The following is a 3,357-nucleotide window of genomic DNA, read 5'->3' as shown; positions in this document are numbered from 1 at the left end:
CCAACGTCACCGGCACGCTCCTGCGCTCGGCGGCACGAAACAAAATCTCTTTGATCGCGCCCGGACAGGCGTCTGCATCCACCCAAATCTGCATCGGACCCCTCAGTGGTTCGACCTTGCTGTCGACACTGAGGGCATTCTATCGGGAATAAGGTGGCGGTGATCGAGTGTCCCCCGGGGGGGCAGTGCCGAGTAAGGTCACATCTATAGTATGTGCACTACGACCTTGGCCATCAGTGCCTTCGGAGCTTCGCTATGCCGCCCGCCAGACGTGATCAATCGAAGGTAGTTTGCGCCTCGAAAATCAATCCGGCTGCCACACGGGAAGCGCAGCGCCAGTGGCGAAGGGAGAACCGCGACTCTATCTCGACCTACAACCGGCAGGTAGTGAGGCACGGCGTCTTTTCCGACGGGAGCCGGAGCTTCTGAGAGAACAGTTAGCGGTGTGGAGCGTCTGTTCCCGCACCGCCAAATTGTTATTCAACGATCCTATCCGAAGCGGCGCGAGCCTGGATGAGGACTTCGCGATCGTTCAGGGTGACGTGCACTTTGGGGTCGCGAGAGATGAAGCGGATGAAGGGCATGAAGTCGTCGGCGTCGAATGTGCCGGTGATGCGGCGGGCGCGAATGGCTGGGTCGTCGACGCGGATGTGTACGCTGTTGTAGCGGTTGAACTGAGCGGCGACCTCGGCGACCGAGTCGCCGACGAAAATCAGACGGCGGCCTTGCCAGGCGACGGCGCGATCGATGTTGGGCTCGGCGGCTTTGCTGATGCGACCACGGTCGATCTGGACCTCGTCGCCGGCGGCCAAGCGGATGGAGTCTGGTGTTGGTATGACGACGCCAACCTCATTAGAGCCCTGGTCGGCTTGGCTGGCCGCCGGAGCGTCGCTGGTAACTTGCACTAAGCCTTCGACGACCGCGACTCGAGTCGTGGTGTCGCTGTTTCGATAGACATTGAATCGCGTCCCGATGGCACGCACACGTGCGCTGTCCGTAACGACGAAGAACGGTCGGGAAGCATCGTGCTCGACGGCGAACAACGCTTCGCCTTCGAGCAATTGCACGGTGCGCTGTTGTTCGGAGTAGCGCACTCGAATACGAGAGTGCGTGTTCATGTAGACGACTGAGCCGTCATCGAGCTTGACGGTTTTTTGATCGCCTGGCCGCGTCGTGTACACATCCGACCAAAGAGAGTGCCACGCCAGCGACGCAATGGTGACGACGCAGAAGCATGCGGCAATGGCGGCGAGCCAAGCACGTCGCCGCGGCTGAGCCGGAGCTGATGTCACACCAATCGATGGCGATGCGCGCGACACCTCATCACGACCGCGTGTCCCATGCAGATCGACGATCGAGCCCTCGCTCATTTCTTCCTCGGCTGCTCGCAGACCAGAATCGAGATGGTCCAGCTCCTTCCACACGGCCTGCGCCAGCAGAAACTCTTCGAGATTGCCGGCGCCGCTACGCACCCAAGCGGCAAACGCCGCGCGAGTCTCGGCGGAATCTTCGTGTTCGAGGCGCTGCAGCCACAAGGCGGCCTCTTCGGACGTCTTGAAATCGAGCGGGCTGATGGCTGGCGGGCGGTGACTCATAGCGGCGGTCCTTGGATCTCAATCCCACTGCGCCCGGCGAGCGTAGGCGGTTGCACGAGCCAGATACTTCATGACGGATTCCGGCGAAAGGTTCAGCCGTGCGGCGATCTGCGCATTGGTCAGGCCCTCGCACTTGCTCATGATGAGCACCCGCCGGTAAGTCAGCGGAATCTGTTCGAGCACGTTGCGCAGGCGTTCAGCGCTCGCTAGCTGTTCGCAGACATCGACGCCGTTGTCCGGCATTACATTGGAGCACTTGTCAGCGAGCTCGGAGTTGTAGGTGACCGCCGAGCGGTCGCGACGCAAGCGCCACTCGTAGATCAGATTCACGGCGATCCGGAACAGATAACCCGCGGGCTTGCGGATGGCGCCGTGGTCGGGAAGTTGCAGATAGCGCAGGTAGGCCTCCTGGGCGAGGTCGCGGGCATCCTCGCTGCTGCGTAAGCGGCGGATCAAGTACCGATGCAGCTCGCTACGGTACTGCTGAGCGTCGGGACCGGAGGGGTCCAGCTCATCCCGCTGTTGCTGCTTTTCCAGGTCCACTGTCTACTCTCATGACAAGCTCAACCGTAGCGCACTCCACCATAGAGTGTTTGAACGCCGGAAAATGGGACAGGTGAATCCAGTTTATGGGCTCTTGCAGCCGGCTGTCCCGAAAGTGCTGCCGCGAACACTCTATCCAGGTCGAGGGGCCGGGCAATGCTCGGCGCCGCCGGCACTAGAACAATGGGGAGTGGAGCGATGAAAGTCATGCAGTCCGTGGTCAGCGCAACCGGGTTTGCCCTGCTGGGCAGTGTCGCACTGGCGGCGAGCCCGGTGCAGCGAGAGGTGCAGTTCGATCTGCCTTCGCAGCCGCTCAGCGCCGCGCTGGTGAAGTTCGGCGAGCAGTCGGATCTGCGAGTCATCTTCTACACCGATCGGCTCGAAGGCATCGACGCGCCGGAGGTGCAAGGCAGTCTCACTCCGGAACAGGCGCTGCGCCGGCTGTTGCAGAAGTCCGCCTTGCTGTACGAATTCGTCGACGACCGTACCGTGTCCATCTTCGCCGCCGAAGATGTCGGCCGGACCGAAGGTACCCGACAGGGTATCCCCGAGGTGCTAGTGAGCGGCTCACGCATTCTGAACATGGATGTGGTGCGCACTCGAGACGATGCACAGCCCTATCAAATCCTGGATAGCGGAGCGATCGAGCGTTCCAATGCAGTGAGCGTCGAGAGTTTCCTGAAGCGTAGCTTGCCTGCGAACACCGCCGCGCTTTCCGATGGGCAGCTGAACGTGAACGCCGCCGGCAACGCCAGCAAGATCAATCTCAGAAACCTCGGAACCCAGAGCACGCTGGTGCTCATCAACGGTCGTCGCGCCATCGGTGCAGCCTATTTCGGCGGCAATCTGCAGGCCGACGTGAATACCATTCCGCTGAGCGCGATCGAACGCATCGAGGTGCTGCCTTCGGCCGCATCGGCGATCTACGGCGGAGCTGCCATGGGCGGCGTGGTCAATGTGGTACTCAAGCAGAACTACGATGGCGGCGAAGCGCGGGTACGCTATGAGAATACTTTCGATGCCGACGCGCCGATCCGCAGCTACGATTTTTCCTACGGCACGTCGCTGGAGGAAGGTCGCAGCAACGTGCTGCTGACCGGGCATTACTCGGAGACCCAATGGCTGGTGAACGCCGACCGGCCGGAGTTGATGCAACGAGGCTACCAACGGGTCCTGCAAAATAGCCCGGGTCTGTTGTATTCGACCACCAATCCGTTCC

4 protein-coding genes and 1 pseudogene are annotated in these 3,357 nt (G+C 61.4%); 2 read left to right on the top strand and 3 right to left on the bottom strand.

Annotated elements, in window-relative coordinates; translation table 11 throughout:
* Window positions 1-94, bottom strand: a pseudogene (locus JNL55_RS37285) (YaiI/YqxD family protein); the annotation flags it as partial.
* A 161-nt stretch (window positions 95-255) separates the two neighbouring features.
* Here JNL55_RS37285 and JNL55_RS37280 point away from each other — a divergent pair.
* Window positions 256-429, top strand: coding sequence for a type II toxin-antitoxin system CcdA family antitoxin (locus tag JNL55_RS37280; RefSeq protein WP_415922973.1), 174 nt, complete (start codon window positions 256-258; stop codon window positions 427-429).
* 47 nt (window positions 430-476) lie between these two features.
* Here JNL55_RS37280 and JNL55_RS00215 read toward each other — a convergent pair whose 3' ends face one another.
* A complete protein-coding gene (locus JNL55_RS00215) occupies window positions 477-1,595 on the bottom strand; it encodes a FecR family protein (RefSeq protein WP_293848085.1) in 1,119 nt (372 codons plus the stop codon).
* A gap of 18 nt (window positions 1,596-1,613) precedes the next feature.
* Window positions 1,614-2,138, bottom strand: a complete 525-nt coding sequence (locus JNL55_RS00210) for an RNA polymerase sigma factor (RefSeq protein WP_293848083.1) — start codon at window positions 2,136-2,138, stop codon at window positions 1,614-1,616.
* Between the two features lie 198 nt (window positions 2,139-2,336).
* Here JNL55_RS00210 and JNL55_RS00205 point away from each other — a divergent pair.
* Window positions 2,337-3,357 (top strand): TonB-dependent receptor (locus tag JNL55_RS00205; protein WP_293848082.1); only part of this gene is annotated, 1,021 nt, incomplete at its 3' end.

This window comes from Steroidobacter sp. (genome assembly GCF_016790065.1).
Classification (GTDB): domain Bacteria; phylum Pseudomonadota; class Gammaproteobacteria; order Steroidobacterales; family Steroidobacteraceae; genus Steroidobacter.
Note: the sequence above shows the minus strand (reverse complement) of the source record. Positions and strands in the feature narration are given on the sequence as shown.